The 18,447-nt window shown below is 47.2% G+C and carries 23 protein-coding genes; 22 read left to right on the top strand and 1 reads right to left on the bottom strand.

Features of this window, described 5'->3' with window-relative positions; genetic code table 11:
* The first annotated feature begins 312 nt into the window (after positions 1 to 312).
* The 3 genes from pdxR to pta all read left to right on the top strand — a co-directional run bounded on the left by pdxR (position 313) and on the right by pta (position 5,144).
* Positions 313 to 1,788, top strand: a complete 1,476-nt coding sequence (gene pdxR / locus EHS89_RS11050) for a MocR-like pyridoxine biosynthesis transcription factor PdxR (protein ID WP_124926209.1) — start codon at positions 313 to 315, stop codon at positions 1,786 to 1,788.
* 335 nt (positions 1,789 to 2,123) lie between these two features.
* On the top strand, positions 2,124 to 3,887 hold the full coding sequence (gene xsc / locus EHS89_RS11045) for a sulfoacetaldehyde acetyltransferase (RefSeq protein WP_124926208.1): 1,764 nt from the start codon (positions 2,124 to 2,126) through the stop codon (positions 3,885 to 3,887).
* A 258-nt stretch (positions 3,888 to 4,145) separates the two neighbouring features.
* A complete protein-coding gene (gene pta, locus EHS89_RS11040; protein WP_124926207.1) occupies positions 4,146 to 5,144 on the top strand; it encodes a phosphate acetyltransferase in 999 nt (332 codons plus the stop codon).
* 458 nt (positions 5,145 to 5,602) lie between these two features.
* Here pta and EHS89_RS11035 read toward each other — a convergent pair whose 3' ends face one another.
* Positions 5,603 to 6,109 (bottom strand): YcxB family protein, encoded by a 507-nt coding sequence (locus EHS89_RS11035; RefSeq protein WP_124926206.1) that lies wholly within the window; start codon positions 6,107 to 6,109, stop codon positions 5,603 to 5,605.
* Between the two features lie 383 nt (positions 6,110 to 6,492).
* On the opposite strand from EHS89_RS11035, the gene EHS89_RS11030 reads away from it, so the two are divergent.
* The 19 genes from EHS89_RS11030 to EHS89_RS10940 all read left to right on the top strand — a co-directional run bounded on the left by EHS89_RS11030 (position 6,493) and on the right by EHS89_RS10940 (position 18,446).
* Entirely contained in the window at positions 6,493 to 6,978 is a 486-nt protein-coding gene (locus tag EHS89_RS11030; RefSeq protein ID WP_211340321.1) for a GNAT family N-acetyltransferase, read from the top strand.
* Between the two features lie 25 nt (positions 6,979 to 7,003).
* The gene (locus EHS89_RS11025; RefSeq protein ID WP_124926205.1) at positions 7,004 to 7,378 is read left to right on the top strand and encodes a cupin domain-containing protein; all 375 of its coding nucleotides are present in this window, start codon (positions 7,004 to 7,006) and stop codon (positions 7,376 to 7,378) included.
* A 415-nt stretch (positions 7,379 to 7,793) separates the two neighbouring features.
* A complete protein-coding gene (locus tag EHS89_RS11020; protein WP_124926204.1) occupies positions 7,794 to 8,162 on the top strand; it encodes a VOC family protein in 369 nt (122 codons plus the stop codon).
* A gap of 111 nt (positions 8,163 to 8,273) precedes the next feature.
* The gene (locus EHS89_RS11015) at positions 8,274 to 9,005 is read left to right on the top strand and encodes an RluA family pseudouridine synthase (protein ID WP_124926203.1); all 732 of its coding nucleotides are present in this window, start codon (positions 8,274 to 8,276) and stop codon (positions 9,003 to 9,005) included.
* Positions 9,006 to 9,094: 89 nt separating this feature from the next.
* Entirely contained in the window at positions 9,095 to 9,472 is a 378-nt protein-coding gene (locus tag EHS89_RS11010) for a hypothetical protein (protein WP_124926202.1), read from the top strand.
* A 40-nt stretch (positions 9,473 to 9,512) separates the two neighbouring features.
* Positions 9,513 to 9,803, top strand: a complete 291-nt coding sequence (locus EHS89_RS11005; RefSeq protein WP_124926201.1) for a carboxymuconolactone decarboxylase family protein — start codon at positions 9,513 to 9,515, stop codon at positions 9,801 to 9,803.
* A 26-nt stretch (positions 9,804 to 9,829) separates the two neighbouring features.
* Positions 9,830 to 10,255 carry a putative iron-sulfur cluster-binding metallochaperone gene (locus EHS89_RS21505; protein ID WP_124926200.1) on the top strand — a complete coding sequence of 142 codons (426 nt, stop codon included), beginning with the start codon at positions 9,830 to 9,832 and terminating at the stop codon, positions 10,253 to 10,255.
* Between the two features lie 46 nt (positions 10,256 to 10,301).
* The gene (locus EHS89_RS10995; RefSeq protein WP_124926199.1) at positions 10,302 to 10,823 is read left to right on the top strand and encodes a GFA family protein; all 522 of its coding nucleotides are present in this window, start codon (positions 10,302 to 10,304) and stop codon (positions 10,821 to 10,823) included.
* A 24-nt stretch (positions 10,824 to 10,847) separates the two neighbouring features.
* Entirely contained in the window at positions 10,848 to 12,086 is a 1,239-nt protein-coding gene (locus EHS89_RS10990) for a winged helix-turn-helix domain-containing protein (RefSeq protein WP_124926198.1), read from the top strand.
* An 82-nt stretch (positions 12,087 to 12,168) separates the two neighbouring features.
* A complete protein-coding gene (locus EHS89_RS10985; RefSeq protein ID WP_124926197.1) occupies positions 12,169 to 12,453 on the top strand; it encodes a hypothetical protein in 285 nt (94 codons plus the stop codon).
* A 118-nt stretch (positions 12,454 to 12,571) separates the two neighbouring features.
* Entirely contained in the window at positions 12,572 to 12,781 is a 210-nt protein-coding gene (locus tag EHS89_RS21500; protein ID WP_124926196.1) for a GDCCVxC domain-containing (seleno)protein, read from the top strand.
* A gap of 41 nt (positions 12,782 to 12,822) precedes the next feature.
* Positions 12,823 to 13,443 carry a LysE family translocator gene (locus tag EHS89_RS10975; protein ID WP_124926195.1) on the top strand — a complete coding sequence of 207 codons (621 nt, stop codon included), beginning with the start codon at positions 12,823 to 12,825 and terminating at the stop codon, positions 13,441 to 13,443.
* On the top strand, positions 13,440 to 14,039 hold the full coding sequence (locus EHS89_RS10970; RefSeq protein WP_124926194.1) for a class I SAM-dependent methyltransferase: 600 nt from the start codon (positions 13,440 to 13,442) through the stop codon (positions 14,037 to 14,039). The genes EHS89_RS10975 and EHS89_RS10970 overlap by 4 nt, the downstream gene beginning before the upstream one ends.
* A gap of 227 nt (positions 14,040 to 14,266) precedes the next feature.
* Entirely contained in the window at positions 14,267 to 14,566 is a 300-nt protein-coding gene (locus tag EHS89_RS10965; RefSeq protein WP_124926193.1) for a DUF6506 family protein, read from the top strand.
* A 9-nt stretch (positions 14,567 to 14,575) separates the two neighbouring features.
* Positions 14,576 to 15,220, top strand: a complete 645-nt coding sequence (locus tag EHS89_RS10960) for a LuxR C-terminal-related transcriptional regulator (RefSeq protein WP_124926192.1) — start codon at positions 14,576 to 14,578, stop codon at positions 15,218 to 15,220.
* Between the two features lie 22 nt (positions 15,221 to 15,242).
* Positions 15,243 to 16,061: a hydroxyethylthiazole kinase gene (thiM, locus tag EHS89_RS10955; protein WP_124926191.1), complete on the top strand. Its 819-nt coding sequence runs from the start codon at positions 15,243 to 15,245 to the stop codon at positions 16,059 to 16,061.
* A 315-nt stretch (positions 16,062 to 16,376) separates the two neighbouring features.
* On the top strand, positions 16,377 to 16,730 hold the full coding sequence (locus EHS89_RS10950; protein ID WP_124926190.1) for a DUF952 domain-containing protein: 354 nt from the start codon (positions 16,377 to 16,379) through the stop codon (positions 16,728 to 16,730).
* Positions 16,731 to 16,817: 87 nt separating this feature from the next.
* Positions 16,818 to 17,570 (top strand): carbon-nitrogen hydrolase family protein, encoded by a 753-nt coding sequence (locus tag EHS89_RS10945; protein WP_124926189.1) that lies wholly within the window; start codon positions 16,818 to 16,820, stop codon positions 17,568 to 17,570.
* 108 nt (positions 17,571 to 17,678) lie between these two features.
* On the top strand, positions 17,679 to 18,446 hold the full coding sequence (locus EHS89_RS10940) for a DUF2189 domain-containing protein (RefSeq protein ID WP_124926188.1): 768 nt from the start codon (positions 17,679 to 17,681) through the stop codon (positions 18,444 to 18,446).
* Position 18,447 lies beyond the last annotated feature (1 nt).

The following is an 18,447-nucleotide window of genomic DNA, read 5'->3' as shown; positions in this document are numbered from 1 at the left end:
GAGAATATAATGGACTTTTTCGCACCTTCCCCAGTTAAATATCTGGTTAAAGATCTGAGTTTTCTATATATATGAAACCTTGTTGTTAACGGGCGTATCAATATCTTATTTACAGCCTGCTTAATAAAAACAATAAGATACGGAAAAGCATCACTGGCAAACGGTGATGATTAACTATAATAAAAAGCACAAAGACCCGCTGCTCTGGAAATTTATCACTGATCGGATGTCTGGCACTCGCTGATCGGATGAGCCGTACTACCTGAGTATATAGCTGGTTAAGGAATGTGCACCTGATAAAAGGCTAAGTCCATGTTTCAGCTTTTCCATTTGACGCCGGGGCAGGGCGGTAGTCTGCAGCAACAGCTGCGCGAACAGATTGCGAGCGCAATACTGAACGGTAATATCCCCCTGGATAGCCCGCTACCTTCTAGCCGTAAACTGGCGCAACAGTTGAACGTAGCACGAAATACCGTGGTATTGGCCTATGAACATCTGCTTGATGATGGCTATCTGATTGCCCGTGAACGAAGCGGCTATTACGTCAATCCTGATATTCTTAATGGTCAGGTGAAAGCTGAAGTCCCTGCCGGTGCTGATGGTGAACTGGATGATAACTGTCCACCTGACTGGGACCTGCGATTCAAGCTGCGGCCCAGCCAGCAAACCAATATAGTTAAACCCCGGGATTGGCAGAAATACGATTATCCGTTTATTTATGGTCAGTTTGATGCATCGCTGTTTCCTACCGTTAACTGGCGTGAATGTTGTCGGGATGCGGTTAGTGGTCCGGCGATTAGCGACTGGGCTGCCGATCGGGTAGATAACGATGATCCGCTACTGGTAGAACAGATCCGTACCCGCCTGTTGCCCCGTCGGGGCGTGTGGGCATCGGCCGATCAGATTCTGGTCACCGTCGGCGCGCAACAATCCCTCTACACTATTGCTAAGTTACTGTTAGATAAGCAGAGCACTATTGGCCTGGAAGATCCGGGCTATGTTGATATTCGCAATATTGCCAGCCTGAACCCTTCTCAGATTAAGCCGATTCCTGTCGATCAGGATGGTATGCTGGTGGATGAGCGATTAAGTGATTGCGATATTGTGTATACCACGCCGAGCCATCAGTGTCCGACAACGGTGACTATGCCGATAGAGCGACGATATGAATTGCTACGTCGCGCTAATGAAGATGACTTTCTGATCATCGAAGACGATTACGAGAGTGAAACTAACTTTAAATCCAATCCTATCCCGGCCCTCAAAAGTCTGGATAAAAATGATCGGGTGCTTTATATCGGCAGTTTGTCTAAGACGCTGGCACCGGGATTACGCTTGGGTTATCTGGTCGGTCCTGCTGAGCTGATTAAAGAAGCACGGGCTTTGCGTCGGTTGATGGTACGCCACCCGGCGGCCAATAATCAGCGTTCAGTGGCGTTGTTCTTAGAGCGTGGCTATCACGACTCCCTGATTATGAACATCACCCGCAACTATCAGACCCGTTGGCGCGCAATGGATGAAGCGCTGACTAAGCATCTTCCGGAATCCCATAACCTGCCAACCTTTGGTGGCTCCTGTTTCTGGGTTAAAGGTCCTGAAGGGCTGGATGCCGATGAATTGCGTTGTCGGGCTAGAGAGCACTCTATTCTGATTGAGTCCGGTGCTGTGCACTTCTTAGACGATGAGCCGCCCAAGAACTATTTCCGTCTGGGTTACTCATCAATCTCAACCGATCGAATTGAACCAGGTATTGCCAAACTGGCTGAACTGATTCACGAGATGACTTGATAGGTCTGATCTTAAGCAAGGCTGCCGTCTGGCGCTGACGGCAGTCTGAAACTGGCTCCATTTTTTAACTCCTTGTTTTTTCTGGTTTTATTGCCGTATATCCCCGTTGGGCCAGTCTGGCTCAACCTGTACCTCAAATCTGGTTCTACTGAGAAATCGGCCGGCCTCCTAATCTGTAATCACGTTATCCGCTAAAGCAATGCTCTTTACGCATATGCCACCGGGACGGAAGTTATCGCTGCTGCAGGATTTTCCTGAATTTTGCAGCCCTTAATCGTTTAACTGGTTCTGGCGGTGGTTTTCCACCTCCGATTACAATAATAAGGAATTCAAATATGGCTCGAATGACTCCTAGTGAAGCGATGGTAGAAACCCTCGTTGCAAACGGTGTAACCGACAGTTTCGGTATCATGGGTTCTGCGTTCATGGACGCAATGGACATCTTTACTCCAGCAGGTATCCGACTGATCCCGGTAGTACACGAGCAGGGTGCGGGCCACATGGCTGACGGTTACTCCCGTGTATCCGGTCGTCACGGTGTTTGTATTGCACAGAACGGTCCTGGTATCACTAACTTTGTAACTGCAATTGCTGCAGCTTACTGGGCACACTCTCCGGTTGTATGTATCACGCCGGAAACCGGTACTAACACTCAGTGGCTGGGTGGCTTCCAGGAAGCACAGCAGCTGCCATTCTTCGAAACTATTACCAAGTACCAGGTAACTGTTACTAACAACAGCCGTATGGCTGAATACACTGCACGTTGTTTTGACCGTGCAATGCTGGAAAACGGCCCGACTCAGCTGAACATCCCACGTGACTTGTTCTACGGCGATATCGACTGTGAAATCCCTGAGCCGATCCGTATCGAGCGTGCAGCAGGTGGTGCTGAGTCTCTGAAAGAGGCTGCTGAGATTCTGGCTAACGCTGAGTTCCCGGTAATGATCTCCGGTGGTGGTGTAGTACTGGGCGATGCGTACGACGAAGCTATCGCTATCTCTGAGCAGCTGGGTTTGCCAGTTGTAAACAGCTACCTGCACAATGACTCTTTCCCTGCATCTCACCCTAACTGGTGTGGTCCTCTGGGCTACCAGGGTTCTAAAGCAGGTATGAAGCTGATCGCTAAGGCCGATGTTGTACTGGCACTGGGTACCCGTCTGGGACCATTCGGTACCTTGCCACAGCACGGTCTGGATTACTGGCCGAAGAACGCTAAGATCATCCAGATCGATTGCAACCCTAAGATGCTGGGTCTGGTTAAGAAAGTAGACGTAGCTATCTGTGGCGATGCTAAAGCTGCTGCCAACGCTCTGATGGAGCTGATGGAAGGCAAGCCTGCCAAGTGTCTGGATAACCGTGCCGAGCGTGAAGCAGAAGTTGCTGCCGAAAAAGCTGCATGGGAGAAGGAACTGGACGAGTGGATCCACGAGCGCGACGATTACTCCATGGAGATGATCGAAGAGCAAACTGGTGAAGAAGGCAGCTACCTGCACCCACGTCAGGTTCTGCGCGAGCTTGAAAAAGCGATGCCAGCTGACGTAATGGTGTCTACCGATATCGGTAACATCAACTCTGTATCTAACAGCTACCTGCGTTTCGAACGTCCACGTTCTTTCTTCGCAGCGATGGCATTCGGTAACTGTGGTTACGCACTGCCAACGATGATTGGTGCTAAAGTTGCGGCGCCAGAGCGTCCGGGAATCTCTTACGCTGGTGACGGCGCATGGGGCATGTCTATGATGGAAATCATGACCTGCGTACGTGAAGATATCCCTGTTACTTCTATCGTATTCCACAACCGTCAGTGGGGCGCAGAGAAGAAGAACCAGGTAGATTTCTACAACCGTCGTTTCGTTGCCGGTGAGCTGGAAAACCCTAGCTTCGCTGAGATCGCACGCTCTATGGGTGCGCAGGGCGTAACTGTTGATAAGCTGGAAGACGTTGGTCCGGCTCTGAAAGCAGCGCTGAACGATCAGATGGAAAACCGCAAGACAACTGTTATAGAGATCATGTGTACTCGTGAGCTGGGCGATCCGTTCCGCCGCGACGCACTGTCTAAGCCAGTTCGTCACCTGGAAAAGTACAAAGACTACGTATAAGTCTCCGTACTGAGCTAAGGGTACTGAACCCAAAAACAAAGCCTCCGCAACGGAGGCTTTGTCTGAATACCGGGAGTCCTGATAGAAATTATGGGATTCCCGGTTTATTCGAGTCCTGTGATTAAGGCACTGATGCGCCAGCTATAGCAGTTGTGTGATCTCTCCGGTCCTACCGGTATCCGGATCGTTATAGTTGCAGTGTCTTATTCAGAGGATTTCAACCTTCCAAAACAATAATTACAACTAAGGCCGCTGCTAATGAAAGCTCTGAATAATATATTCCGTCGTGCCACCGAAAATCCTAAACGGGTGGTACTGGCTGAAGGTGAAGATCTGCGTATTATTACTGCTGCTGTTACAGCGACCGAACGGGGTATTGCTGAAATTACCTTGTTAGGCGATGTGGATAAGATTAACACCGAAGCGGCAGCCGCCGGTCTTGATCTGAAAAGCATTAGTGTAATCGATCCCGCTGAATCTAAAGCGATCGAACACTATGCCGATGCCTTTTATCAGTTGCGCCAGCACAAAGGCATGACTATGGGTAAAGCGGTTGAGCTGATGCAGGATCCACTGCATTTTGCCCAGATGATGGTGCATCTTAATGATGCCGATGGTTCTGTATGCGGTGCTGTTTATACCACCGGCGATACCGTGCGTGCAGCGATCCAGATTATCGGTATGGCTGAAAATGCCAGTATGATCTCCAGCTTCTTCCTGATGATGCTATGCGAGCCTTTCCATCAGCTTAAAGGCGGCGTGATCTTCTCCGACTGTGGTCTGGTGATTGATCCCAATAAAGAGCAGTTGGCACAGATCGCCATGTCCGCCTCTAACAGCGCCCGCACTTTGCTAGAAGAAGAACCGAAAGTCGCGATGCTGTCATTCTCAACCAGTGGCAGTGCCAACCATGCGGCGGTGGATAAAGTAGTCGAAGCGACGGCTATCGTAAAACAGCATATGCCTGATCTGGCTATCGATGGCGATGTGCAGCTGGATGCGGCGATAGTCTCTGAAATAGCCGAGCGTAAAGTGTCTGACTCCGAAACCCAGGGCAAAGCTAATGTGCTGGTATTTCCAAACCTGGAAGCGGGCAATATCGGCTACAAACTGGCTGAGCGGATCGGCCGTGCCGATGCCATAGGGCCGATCCTGCAGGGTCTGAAAAAACCCGCTAATGACCTGTCCCGTGGCTGTTCAGCCAACGATGTGGTTAATGTCATTGCCATTACTGTGGTTCAATCGCAGACGCTTTAACGAAGTTAAAGCAGACCGGGGCGCTACGCGCCCCTTGCTAGAACGCCGAACAAGTTCGGCTTGCTAGAAAAAGCATAAAATCCTTCTTAGATAGTTCTGCAGTTCATGTAAACCCAGCGGGTTGTAAGAACGACCTCTACCAGAATAGATAAACAGTCTTTTGCTAGAAAGATGAAACCCATGCGTGTTTTTCTGATTAGAAATTGATCTGATGCGCGTTTTCATGTGGCTACTTTTAAATAGCTTCTGCTTTACCTGTGAGATAGGGATTGGTGTGCTGAGTTGTTATGCCACAGGAACAGATCCCCCTTTCCGTGCTCGCAGCGTTAAGCTCTCATATGAATATCGCTGTTCCACTACTGGCTTTTCTAGCTTTCTCCGTTAGCTGCAGAGTGCCGTATTTCAGGTCGCGCCATTCTATGGGCTTATGATTCTTTCTTTAGAATACAGGTAGCTGCTTAGGTTATAGCGCTTGATTTTTCGTTTAGCAGAGCCAAAAAATATTCATCCAGGCCATTTCTGGAAAGGTAGTTAGTGCCGCCCTTATGGATGACTATAAAGCCTTTTTCTGTGCGTTTTATTTCAGAGATATCGTCCCAGAGGATGCTTTGCTGGTGGTGAGAGCTGTCGGTATAGATACCTTGTTCGTCAACCCGAACATTAACCCGGCTACCAGCTCTTCGGCTGAGCATTTGACGGGCGACCCACCAACCGCGCTTATAGCGAATTGATAGCAGTTCGACAGCGCCAAGGGCTAGTAGAAACCATGCGATATAGGCTTCGGTCTCTAAGGCAAAGAATACGCAGGCCAAAATGCCCAGTAGTATCGCCTGACGGTATGTTTTGAGGCTGATAGTAGTATCGGCAGATTCGTTGAAGCACTCAGTGAAGTATTCACGATTGAGAATATAGTGGCTGCTCTGATCGATGCTGGTGCTGCTATTCTGGGGGGATGTGTCAGTCATACTGAAGCCTGGCGATGGTAAAGGACGGTTGTAGAGAAACGCTAGTTTAGCAAATCTGGCTAACGAAACTTAATCAGCGGTAAAATAAACTTGTTGGTGATGATGCCAGGGATAGATACGTAACATATTTTATAACAAGGCGCTGCTGTCGGAAAATTTCACCGCTGTGCTACAAAACTGTCGCAGAACGCGGCGCATGCAGAAGAGAACCCCTTTTTATGCTTGAATATTCAGGATCAGAGTAAAATTAATTTTTCTTAAGGGATTTCAGATATAGGTCTGTAAAGAAGTAGGTTTCTATATCTGATTAAGCAAGTAATAACAGTTGATCGTCGTTGCGTTCCTCGAACGGTGTTAGATGTTAAGTTTCTTTGGAGTTATAGGTGCTCGTAAGAAAGATTGAACAGCAGGATTTAGCTAGAGTCAGCTTTATATGTATGAAAGCTTTCATGCATTCTGTCGCACCGGGTCTTTCAAATGAAGGAATTGATATGTTTCGAGAAATTGCAGCGACAGATAGCTTTTCAAATCGGATCAAGGGCGACAATACAGTTCTGGTCTTCGAGGAGGCTGGAACGGTACAAGGTGTCATTGAGTTAAAGGAAGGCCGCCATGTAGCTATGCTGTTCGTAGATCCAGAGTCACAAAATAAAGGCATAGGAAACGAACTGATTTCAGAAGTGATGGCATATGCCAGGACTAAAACCATCACGGTTAGTGCATCGCTTAATTCGGTGTCAGCTTATCTTAAGTATGGCTTTGCTTGTACTGGCGAGCCTGATGAAAAATCCGGTTTAAAATATCAACCAATGGAATTAGAACTTAACAAATCAAGCAAGAAGGACGCGCTAAAGCGCGCCTCTTCTTGAGGCGTTATGTGGTAAAGGGGTCGTAGTGTCAAAAAGTACAGCAACATATTGGAACGTCCTTGCGGAAGAAAATAACAGCAACTGGGAGCCAATTGAAGGTAGCTCAGGAATGCTGGAGCAGTTAACACTCGCTCTTGATGAAACGACAGGTGATTACACTCGTCTTACTCGCTTTAAAGCCGGTGCTGATACAGAGGCATTTGGTGGTAAATCTCACGACTACCCTGAGGAAATATTTATTATTTCAGGTCGACTTTATGATGTGGCTTTTCAGCAATGGCTAGAAGCTGGACACTTTGCTAGTCGCCCACCTGGTGAAGTTCATGGCCCATTCATTTGTGAGGAAGATTGTTTGGTTATGGAAATTTCATTTCCAAGTCAGAGCGTATTAACCGAATAACAAGCTAATTAAAGTGGACAAATAGCAGCTTGGCTTTTGTTCACTGCGTTCACTATTTTAGCCAAGTATTATTTGCCCGTTATTGGGGTGTTATGCGTATAGTAAGTTCAGCGATGTCAGAAAGGTAGGCAAGATTCGATACTGAAAGTCACGCCATTGATAGTTTAGAAAAAGTAGTTCAATTTCGTCGTACTGTTAAAGATAATCCTGAAGACTGGAAATGGGTTGTTGTTTGCTCTTTTTCTTCTCTTTATGGATTTGCTATTTAAGTTGCAAAAGGAAGTGATGATCGTAGTGTCATCCAAGTTATAAAAAAGGGCATGAAAGGTTAATTACTTTTGGGGACGTACTTAAAAAGTGTAAGCAGTCTTTAGGTGCAAGAGCAGCGATTCAAACATCAGAGAATAGGAAAGGTATGATAGGTTATATCACCATAGGTACAAATAACTTAGAGAGAGCGACCTCATTTTACGATGCTATTTTTCATGAGATGGGGGCAGCAAAAGCATTTGATACAGATCGATTGAGCGCGTGGAGCTTTTGTGAAGGAAAGCCTCTGTTTACCGTGACTAAGCCCTTCGATGAAACTGAAGCAACGGTTGGCAATGGCGTAATGGTTGCTTTGACCACTTCCAGCCAGACAAGTGTGGATAAACTGCACGCAAAAGCACTAGAGCTGGGTGCTACAAGTGAAGGTGGTCCGTATCTTAAAGGTAAAAACTTTTATGTTGGCTATTTCAGAGATCTGGATGGAAACAAACTCAATTTTCACTGCTATATCTAAACGGACAGATAATTAGCCACTCAATGAACGCTTGTGGTTGGAGCTTTTTGCACTGCGCTCCAGTTGATCTATTCGTCAGGCGTTCTTTATATCTATTACAGAGACTCTTAAATGCCTGAAACCGATACGACATTACTGACCTCCTTTGATGATTTTGTTGCGCCGGCCTGTAATGATCCAGTCGAAATTTTATATCAAGACAGCGATATCCTGTTGATTAACAAGCCCAGTGGCTTGCTTAGTTTATCGGGTAAAAATCCGCTTAACCGGGACTCGGTTCATTATAGGCTGGTTCATGGCCAGGAGGGGGTGAACCCTGCATTTCCAGAGGCAAAATTACCCCATCGATTAGATTTTGGTACCTCGGGTATTATGGTGGTGGGGTTAAATGCCGCTTCGTCGAAACATCTCAACAAGCAGTTTCAGGCGCGTACAGTTAAAAAGCGTTATATCGCCATGCTGGAAGGCTGGGTGACCGATGATCAGGGGCAGATAAGCGCAGCCATCGCTAAGGATAAAGACTGTTTCCCACTGGTTAAAATTTGCCATAGCACAGGCAAAGCGGCGATAAGTGAATACCAGGTATTACAGCGGCTAGAGCAACCGCGCCGGAGTCTGGTTCAATTTACGCCTCATACGGGGCGTACTCATCAGTTGAGAATTCACAGCCAGACATTTGGCTATCCTATTCTTGGCTGCGATCTGTATAAAAGTGAGAGTAGTGAACAGATGGCTGATCGTTTACTGCTGCATGCAAGTGACCTTTATTTTGAACATCCGACTAGCGGAGAGCATATACATGGGTATTGCCCCTGCCCGTTTGAATCAGCTAGGTTAGACTGATGCTATATTTGGGAATTACCCGATGCGCTTAAATACCCAAGGCTCCTCACTATTCAGGGCCTTAACTATCTTGTTGCAGGGTCATATGAATGAATAAAAGTACCTTATTTGAACTAACGCTTTTTGATCCTGAGAATAGCCTTATTAAGTTGCTTGAACAGCGAGACATTGAATATCGAACGCTTCCGGTAACACGTAAGTTTGTCGTTGCTACCGATGTGACGGTTGAAGTGCTCAGTGTTGATAACACTGATGCTCAGATTGAAGAGATGATCGAAAATCTTGCGCTGATATTCATTGAGTGGCTTAAAGGAAAGCCAAACCGGAAATTGCAGGTTCAGTCAGTAGACGGCAGTATTCTGTATGTTGATGAAGGCGATCGTGATGCTGTGGCCAACATAGTTAAAAATGCATTGAAAATCAGTGCATTTGATCCTGAATATAACACCCGGATACTCAATAAGTAGGAATCCCTATCCAGGAACAGAACACTTAAGGAGATATGGCATGTTGAGTAAGCATCATAAAGAACTTTATGGCGCATTCTATGAGTCGACCCATACGAATGAATTTTTAGATCAGAAAACCGAAGTCTTAGTTGGATTGGCCGCCGCCATGGGCATGAACTGCCAGCCTTGTACTAAGTACTACCTTAACCAGGCTAAAAAAGCTGGCGTAAAGAAGGGCGAAGTATCTGAAGTTTTAGCAAAAGTAATGGCTGTCGCGGCAGGGCAGAAACGGCTTCAGGCGCAGCAGGTTGTTGATCAATATAAAATTGATCTGGACTCCTTCGAATAGAGTATTAGTACAACCGAGGAAAGACTATGTCTGATTGCTGTTCCAGTGCTGCTACAACCGGTTCTTTTCCAAAAAAACACAGTTGCCCGGTGAATGGTAAAGAATTTAGTCAGGTCTCTCCTGCAACGATTAAGCATCACTTGAAAACGCCCTGGTTATGGCAATCAAAAGATCAGGGTTATTACTTCTGCTCCGATCCCGGCTGTGAGGTCGTGTACTTTGGTCAGGATAATTCGGTTATAAAAAAAGCTGAGCTACGAACCCGGGTCGGAATCAAGGAAGCATCGAATGATGCGCTGGTTTGCTATTGTTATGGCGTGACCAGAGCTGAGGCAGAAAATAATCCGCTTATCCGTGAGTTTGTGGTTGAGGAAACAAGGCAGCAGCGATGTGCATGTGAAAGCCGAAATCCGTCAGGCAGGTGCTGTTTAACAGACTTTCCAAATAGATAAATTTAATTGAAAATGTTCAGTATTCACCGCAATCAGAGGCTAAGTTATGCAACTCGAAGGTACCTGTCATTGTGGTAGTGTCCACTTTACTGTTTATTCACCCCATCCCTATCCATTCAACCAATGCTACTGCTCTATCTGCCGTAAAACCGCAGGTGGTGGCGGTTATGCGATTAATCTGGGGGCGGACTACAAGACGCTGAAGATTGATGGCGAAGACAATATCAGTGTCTATCAGGCGACAGTTAAAGACCCTGAAACCGGAGAGGATAAGGCGAGTCCCGCGCGAAGGCATTTTTGTCAAAAATGCGGCAGCGCGCTCTGGGTATGGGATCCGAGATGGCCGGAGCTGGTACATCCATTTGCCTCGGCGATTGATACCGATCTGCCTGTTCCTCCTGAACGTTCACACATGATGTTAGACTCAAAGGCTGGCTGGGTAGCCGTTCAAGAGGATTCAAAAGACAACTTTTTTAAGCAATATCCACAAGAGTCATTAGCGGACTGGCATCGGCGACTGGGGCTGGAGGAGCGGGATGCATTGCAAAGCAAAACTGGTGAAGGTTAGATACGACTTTAGGTTGATATAGCTTTGATTGAATTGAAACGTCCTCAAGAGCTTGCGCGCTTACGTCGCCTTGCCTTGACTGCCCAAGGTTTACTGCAGTCGCAGCCCTATGGGCGTGGTTTGGCGGGAGCACGTAAGGCGATTGAAAACATAGGTTATGTGCAGATCGATACCATTTCAGTGGTGGAGCGGGCACACCATCATGTTTTGCACTCCAGAGTGCCGGGTTTCAAGCCAGTTATGACTAATCAGATGTTGCTCGATGGCGATATCTTTGAGTACTGGTCACATGCCGCCGCTTTTTTGCCAATCGCTGATTTTCGCTTCTCCTTACCCTACAAATACGCTATTAAGAACGGCCAGACCCATTGGTATAAAAATCCTGATAAGAAGCTTATGGGTGAATTGCTAGCCCGTGTACGTTCCGATGGTCCGATACGATCCAGAGATATAGAGACTAGCACTACAATAAAGGCTGGCTGGTGGGATTGGAAACCGGCTAAAAAGGCGCTCGAGCAACTGTATATGGAAGGCGACCTGATGGTTAGTGACCGGGTGGGGTTCCAGAAAACATACGACCTTGCTGAGCGGGTGTTGTCACCTGATGTTAATACAAACCTGCCTTCAGTAGAGGAGTTTGCTGCGTACATGTTAGACCAGCAGTTACGCTGCCATGGAGTTACTTCTCTCAAAGGCATAACCTACCTGCGTCGTAATGCTGAACTTCGTAAAGCGGTTAAAATCCTGGTGAATGAAAGGTTAGCTCAGGGTGCATTAGAGCAGGTGGTGATGAGCAGTGGAGAACTGTTTATAATGGAAGCCGGTGCATTCGAACGTCCACTTCCCCGATTAAGCAGCCGTATGTTGATTCTTTCGCCATTCGATAACAGTGTGATTCAGCGTGATCGGCTCAAAACGCTATTCAGATATGACTATCAGATTGAGTGCTATGTACCCGAAGCCAAACGTCAGTATGGTTATTTTTGCCTACCGCTACTTTATCGTGATGAATTTATAGGACGGATGGACTGTAAAGCTCACCGAAAAACCGGTCATTTAGAGATTAAACTTTTACATTTTGAGCAGCGTTTTATTAATGGTGCTCGTTTTAACGAAAAGAGCTTTGATGAAGACAGGCTTATAGCAGCGTTTGTAGACGCCATTAAAAAATTCTGTCATTTTCAAAACTGTGACTCGGTGTCTCTGACTAACGCTCAGCCAAAGCAGCTTACGCAACGTTTACGCAGTGCACTTAATCTATAGAGCGGTATTCGCTGCAACCCGATACTGCTGACAAACACATGTACCGCCGAGTGCGGTGTAATATTCATTCTGGATATCTGTTATGAATTTGGATAAATCGACAAAACGTATAGCAAAGCGAGTTAAAAAGGGATTTCAGGGTTATCCTAAAATTTCACTGGCCTATTTTGGTGAATCAGAAAGTTGTGCATCAGAAGTCGTTATGGGCTTTATTGCAGAAGAAGGCGCAGTCGCTCAGGAACAACGATTTTCCAGTGAAGGTGATGCCAGAAAGGATGAAGTTATCCAAACGACATTATTGAAAGTTATCGAACGGGCAGACGCAAAAACCGTTGAAGAAGTGGCAGGTGTTTCAATTATTAAATGATGGAGCCGTAGGTTATATTGTTTACCTGGTCCTGAGGCTAGATCACAGTACGAAGCCGGTACTTTATACAACGCTATGCTTTTGACCCGCGATAGTGAGATAAACAAGGTGAAGGAGTATGAAGCTAAAACTTGATTCCACTATTACCTGTCCGGAGTGCGGGCATGTAGAAGTGGAACATATGCCCGAGGATTCGTGCCAGTTTTATTATGAGTGCAAGGGATGTGAGTTGTTGCTGAAGCTAAAACCGGGCGATTGCTGCGTGTTCTGCTCGTACGGTGATACGCCTTGTCCGCCTATCCAATTGCAAAAGCCCTGTTGTGGCTGATGCAAAACAAGCTTAAAAAACAGGCCTGAAGGTTATAGGGAATGGAACTGGTCACGCTTATATTGTTTGTGCCTGCATGCTTTGCATTGAATCTGTCACCGGGTCCAAATAACCTGTTGGCGATGAGTAATGCTAAGCGTTATGGGCTTAAAACGGCCTGTCTGGCTGGCATTGGCCGGCTGACAGCCTTTGCTATGATGATCGCATTGGCTGCTTCAGGTCTGGCTAGTATTCTGTACGCGTCTGAGCAGTTGTTCTTTGTTATAAAAGTACTGGGGGCGGGTTATCTGTTCTGGCTGGCGTATCAGCTATGGCGAGCTACGCCTGCTGAAGAGGTTGCCAGTTCAGGGGCTGAGATGTCAGCCCTGAATTTGGCTAAACAAGAGTTTTTACTGGCGATTGGTAATCCGAAAGCGATCCTGATTTTTACCGCTTTTCTGCCCCAGTTTGTTGATCCGGGCCAGCCAATCGGTTTTCAGTTCTTCCTGTTGGGTGGGGTATTCCTGTTGCTTGAATGGGTCGCTATTGCAGGTTACGGATGTTGCGGTGTGTATTTACGCAACTGGTTTTCCAGGCCGGATATGCGCAGGCTGTTTAACCGCTGTTGCGCGGGTTTATTAGCCAGTGCTGGTGTCGGTCTGCTGGTGGCGAATAAAGAATGAAACCTGAACAGATAGGCCAGGCTTACAATCAGATCGCTGATCTGTGGGATAAGCAAACATTCAATAATAACAATGGTATAGCTCAGCATGAGCGGGCCATTGGGTTTACCGACAAACGCGGCGCCGCACTGGATGTGGGCTGTGGCTGGAATGGCCGTTTTATCGATCTTCTGTTAGGAAAAGGCTTTGCACCTGAAGGCCTCGATATATCAGGTGAGATGATTAGCCGGGCCAGAAAAGGGCATCCTGATGTGACTTTTTATCAGGATGATATTTGCGACTGGCAGCCGCTAAAGCAGTACGATTTTATTACCGCCTGGGACAGTATCTGGCATGTTCCCCTTGATCGTCACGAAAGGGTATTAGAAAAGATTTTCGCCGCCCTGGCTCCCGGAGGCGTCTGTATTTTTTCTGCCGGAGGCCTGGATGAACCCAGCGATCAGGTTGACGATTTTATGGGCCCTGAAGTTTATTATTCCGCTTTAGGTGTACCAAAGTTACTGGAAGTAATAGCCGCGTCCGGTTGTATATGCCGCCACCTGGAATACGACCAGCGCCCCGAAGTGCATCTGTACCTTATAGTACAAAAAGCCTGACAGGTTTTCGACTTTCATCTCCGTTTTATCTGGCAAGGTAAACTTAGTTTGCCATCTAACCGCTAACTGGCACGTCGTCGCGTCTGGCAATCCCTGCTCTGTATGGCGATCTTGTTTTTATCTTTGGTCCTAAAGTCTTAAAAATTCTGGCTCTAATCAGATTACAGTATCCGGTCTTTAATAAGTCATAGCACCGAAATAAAAATAACCAGATCCGGAGGCAAGTGATGGCTTTAAACCGTTACGGCTTTATCGTTAAAAGCGCAGACCTAGAAATGTTCAAACACCATGCCCGTCTGCACAGTGATAATTTTGATATGTCGATTGCCGGTGTAGCCGATGTTGCTCAGGCGCAGATGGTTGCGCAGGAGATGATCACTAAAGGCATTCAGCTGATCGAGATGTGCGGTGGCTTTTCTGCCGAAGATGCGCAATCTGTACGTGATGCGATCAACGACCATATTCCGGTTGGCTATGTGCAGTACACCGATGAAGAGCGTCAGCGCTTACAGCGCGAACTTGCCTGAATCGTGACTATGAAAATCTATATTGCCGATTCGTCACCGCTGTACTGTTCAGGTATAGAGCAACTGTTAAAGCAGATGGGTATTACTACTGTCGTTGAGTCTTTTAATCAGTTTGCCAGCCTGCAGCAGGCATTGATGGCGCGGCAGGATTCAGCAATGCTGATTATTGATGCCTGCCTGCCGGGTCTGGATAGCTTAGAGAAACTGAAGTCTCTGGCGGCCGAGCGCAGTGATCGTATTCTCATGGTATCTGATAATAAAGATCTGGCACTGATGCGGCGTATGTTGTTCAACGGCGCCCGGGGGGCTGTCGCAAAGACCGCATCCCTTGAAGAGCTGCAGCAGGCGATAAAAACCGTGCTGGAAGGTCGTTCCTGGCGTTATGAACAGGATAACGTAGAGCCCTGGTTGGATCAGGAAACCCGCCTGGGTTATGCGCTGCGAAGACTTTCTAATCAGGAAAACAATGTGCTTCGTTTTGTACGAACCGGTTTGCGGAATAAGCAGATCGCGTCTGAGATGGAGCTAACTGAACACACTATCAAAACCCACATGTCTAATATCCTGCGCAAGCTGGAGATCGAGAACCGGACTCAGCTTGTGGTAGCTATTAAAAACGTTGAAATTGATCAGCCGCAGCCAGTGACTGCCTGAGATATCGATTCGGAGGTGACTTATGTCCGCTACGTTTAAAGTATTTGATATCGAATCCCAAAGTAATATTGATTATGCCCGGTCCTGTGCGGCGATGCTGGCGATGATTGCCAAACAGAAACCGCGAATACAGTGCATAACGAATACGGTAGCAATGGACTTTACCTCGGACATGCTACTTGCGGTGGGTGCCCGACCGTCACTGACCATGGGTGTTGATGAAATTCGTGAGTTTGTGGCCAGTTGTGACAGCCTGAGTATCAATATTGGTACCCTGGATAGCGCGCGTAAAGCGGCTATCCGGCCAGCTATTGAAACGGCGCTGGATTATCAGCGTCCCTGGGTGCTGGATCCTGTTTCGGTACATGCATCGGATACCCGCTGTGATTATGCCCGTGAATTACTCGAGCTGAAGCCGACGGTGATTCGGGGTAACAGTGCTGAGATTAAAGCTTTGTTAGGTCAGAACACTCCGGAAGCTGCCTGGCTACTGGCACAACAAACCGGCGCGGTGGTTGCTCAGACCGGCGAGGCTGATATTGTCACCGATGGTAGCAAGGCACTGATGATTGCTAATGGTCATCTGATGCAAACCCGCGTATCCGCGATGGGCTGTGCGGCTACCGCTTTTGTGGCGACTTTCCTGTCGGTAAACCGGCGTGCCTTTGATGCCACTGTGCAGGCGTTGTTGGCTATATCGGTTGCCGCTGAAATTGCGGCACAGCGAGCCAATGGCCCGGGTAGTCTGCATATGCATATTCTGGATACCTTGTTTTCCCTGGATCAGGAACAACTGGAAGCCCGTTGCCATCTGCTGAAGTGCGAAGAGGTCGCAGCGTAAAAGAAGAGGCGTAAGACTCTTCTTGGGGGCATTGGCAAGCTGATTCTAGATCACTGAGCAAGCTCAGTTTGCTAGAATACTCAATGGTAGCGGTCTGCCAGTGCCGACTCGTTAGTGGCTGGAAAAACTATAAAAGCCTTCTTATGTATCTTCACTTTTATTTCTGCATCCGAGCCATCGTAAGGGACTGGATTCAGGACTTTCTCTCAATTGTTTATCTGTCGCTTTTCCTGCACCATCAAACTATTAATCATTGATGAGGCTAATGCTTGGCCAATTCTTCTGATTGAGAATGTTTAGATAAGGGGAGGGGCAATGAGTAGTCTTTATAGGGTCATTACGGAAGAAGCATGGATCGCAGCCCAAAAAACTCAAACAATACCCCGCTGTGGCAACGATAATAAAGCGGATCGTATTCATTTAAACGTTATTGAGGCAGTGGAATCTGTTGCTGCCGCATATTTCGAACCAGAAGAACGGCCTTTAGTGCTGGAAATTGATGTGTCCGGTTTTACGGAGCACATTGAGTGGACCGAGCCTGCGGCTCAGGAAGTCTGGAGGCAGCCCTTAGTAAATATTCCTTCTTTACCGTTCAACGCTGTTGTGAAGGTCCATCAACTGGAGCATTCTCTGATTAACGGTAAAAACGTTTATACACTTGGAAAATAAACAGAATGATTAAAGTCGATAGGAATACCTGTCTTATGCCTGGCTTTTGCATCTCAACTGAATCATTAAACCCGTTAAGGACATTGAGTGAACAATAGCGACGTTATTATTGCTTTAGTGCAGTATCAGGCTGTAAAAGGTCGCATCGATCATAATTTGAAAAAACATCTGGAACATGTCGCGCTTGCAGCTGAGAGCGGAGCGGATGTTGTCGTTTTTCCAGAGCTGTCTTTGACCGGCTATGAGCCTGAATTAGCGAGTGATCTCGCTATAAAAATTGATGCTGATCCTGTAATGCTTCTTTCAGAAGCAGCTAAAAAAAAGGGCGTTATTGTGATTAGTGGCTGCCCTCTGAAAAGTGATGAGACACGGCCATATATCGGGGCACTGATCTCCTATCCTTCGGGTAAAACCGACCTTTATCGTAAGCAACACCTTCATCCCGGTGAGTCCGATCACTTTATTACCGGAACCGAAAACTATGATATCAGCCATAAAGGGCAACAGATCGCGTTGGCAATATGCGCAGATTTCTGTGATCGGGATCACGCAGCAAAAGCAAAAGCGGCAGGTGCAGATGCGTATCTTTGCAGTGTGCTGATTTCTGAGAACGGTTTTGCCGTCGATAGTCAGCTGTTGCAGAGTCGTGCTTTGGAGAATGGTTTTCCTGTTTTGATGGCAAACTATTCAGGCGAAACCGGTGGCTGGGTATCATGTGGAAAAAGCCGGGTATGGGGTTCTGATGGTGAGGTTGTCGTGGCATCAGGGAGTAGTGAGACAGAGCTGGTTTTATGTACTGTGTCTAAAGGAAAGGTCGGTGGTAAGGTGCTGAGCATATAGTCAGAATTGAATCTTTTACAGGGAACTATTTGATCTTTGATCAATGTATTAACCGGTAAGGGTTGTTACCTTATGTGATGGGTTATTATAAACGCAGAGTGACGGATCATGACTGAACAAACCAAACAAGCAATAGAACCCGGTGTGAAGCTATGGCTTAGCCGTGGCTGGCAGGATTTTACCCGCACCTGGAAGATCAGTGTGATGTTCAGCTCGATATTCCTGGTGATATCGTTATTGGCGTACTGGCAGCTACTGCAACTGGATCTGGGGCTGGTGCTTTATCCCTTTATTGCGGGCTTTATGGTGGTCGCGCCACTACTGGTAACCGGTTTTCAGCGTGTCGGTCGTATGTTGCACGAGGGTGAACAGCCGGGCTTTATGGATCTGTTAAAAGGTGTCAGAGAGACGACACCTGGCATCTTCTTTTTAACCTTTGTGCTCTGTGTCTGTTACCTGATCTGGGTGACCGATGCGATGGTTATCTACGGTATGTACTTCGGTGTTAAAGCGGTACCGATTAATGCCGAACTGCTGGCCGACCCGGTATTGCGGGAAAGCTTGTTTTCTTACTTAATGTTCACAGGCCTGATGGGCTTTGTAATCGCCCAGATGGGCTTTATGGTGGGGGCATTTTCTATCCCGCTGATCATGCATCAGAAGATGACCTTTGTCGCCGCAGTATTTACCAGCGTTGCGACCGTGTGGCGCCATAAACTACTGATGTTTCGCTGGGCACTGTCGCTGGCGTTATTGATGCTTTCCACCCTGATGCTGGCCCTGCCGTTGCTGGTGGTCGTTCTGCCGGTTACCGCTTATGCCAGTTATGAAGCTTATGTTGATCTGTTGCAGCAAGAAGATTCAACTGACCACTGAG

Origin of the sequence: Amphritea balenae (assembly GCF_003858655.1) — a bacterium.
Lineage (GTDB): Bacteria > Pseudomonadota > Gammaproteobacteria > Pseudomonadales > Balneatricaceae > Amphritea > Amphritea balenae.
Note: the sequence above shows the minus strand (reverse complement) of the source record. Positions and strands in the feature narration are given on the sequence as shown.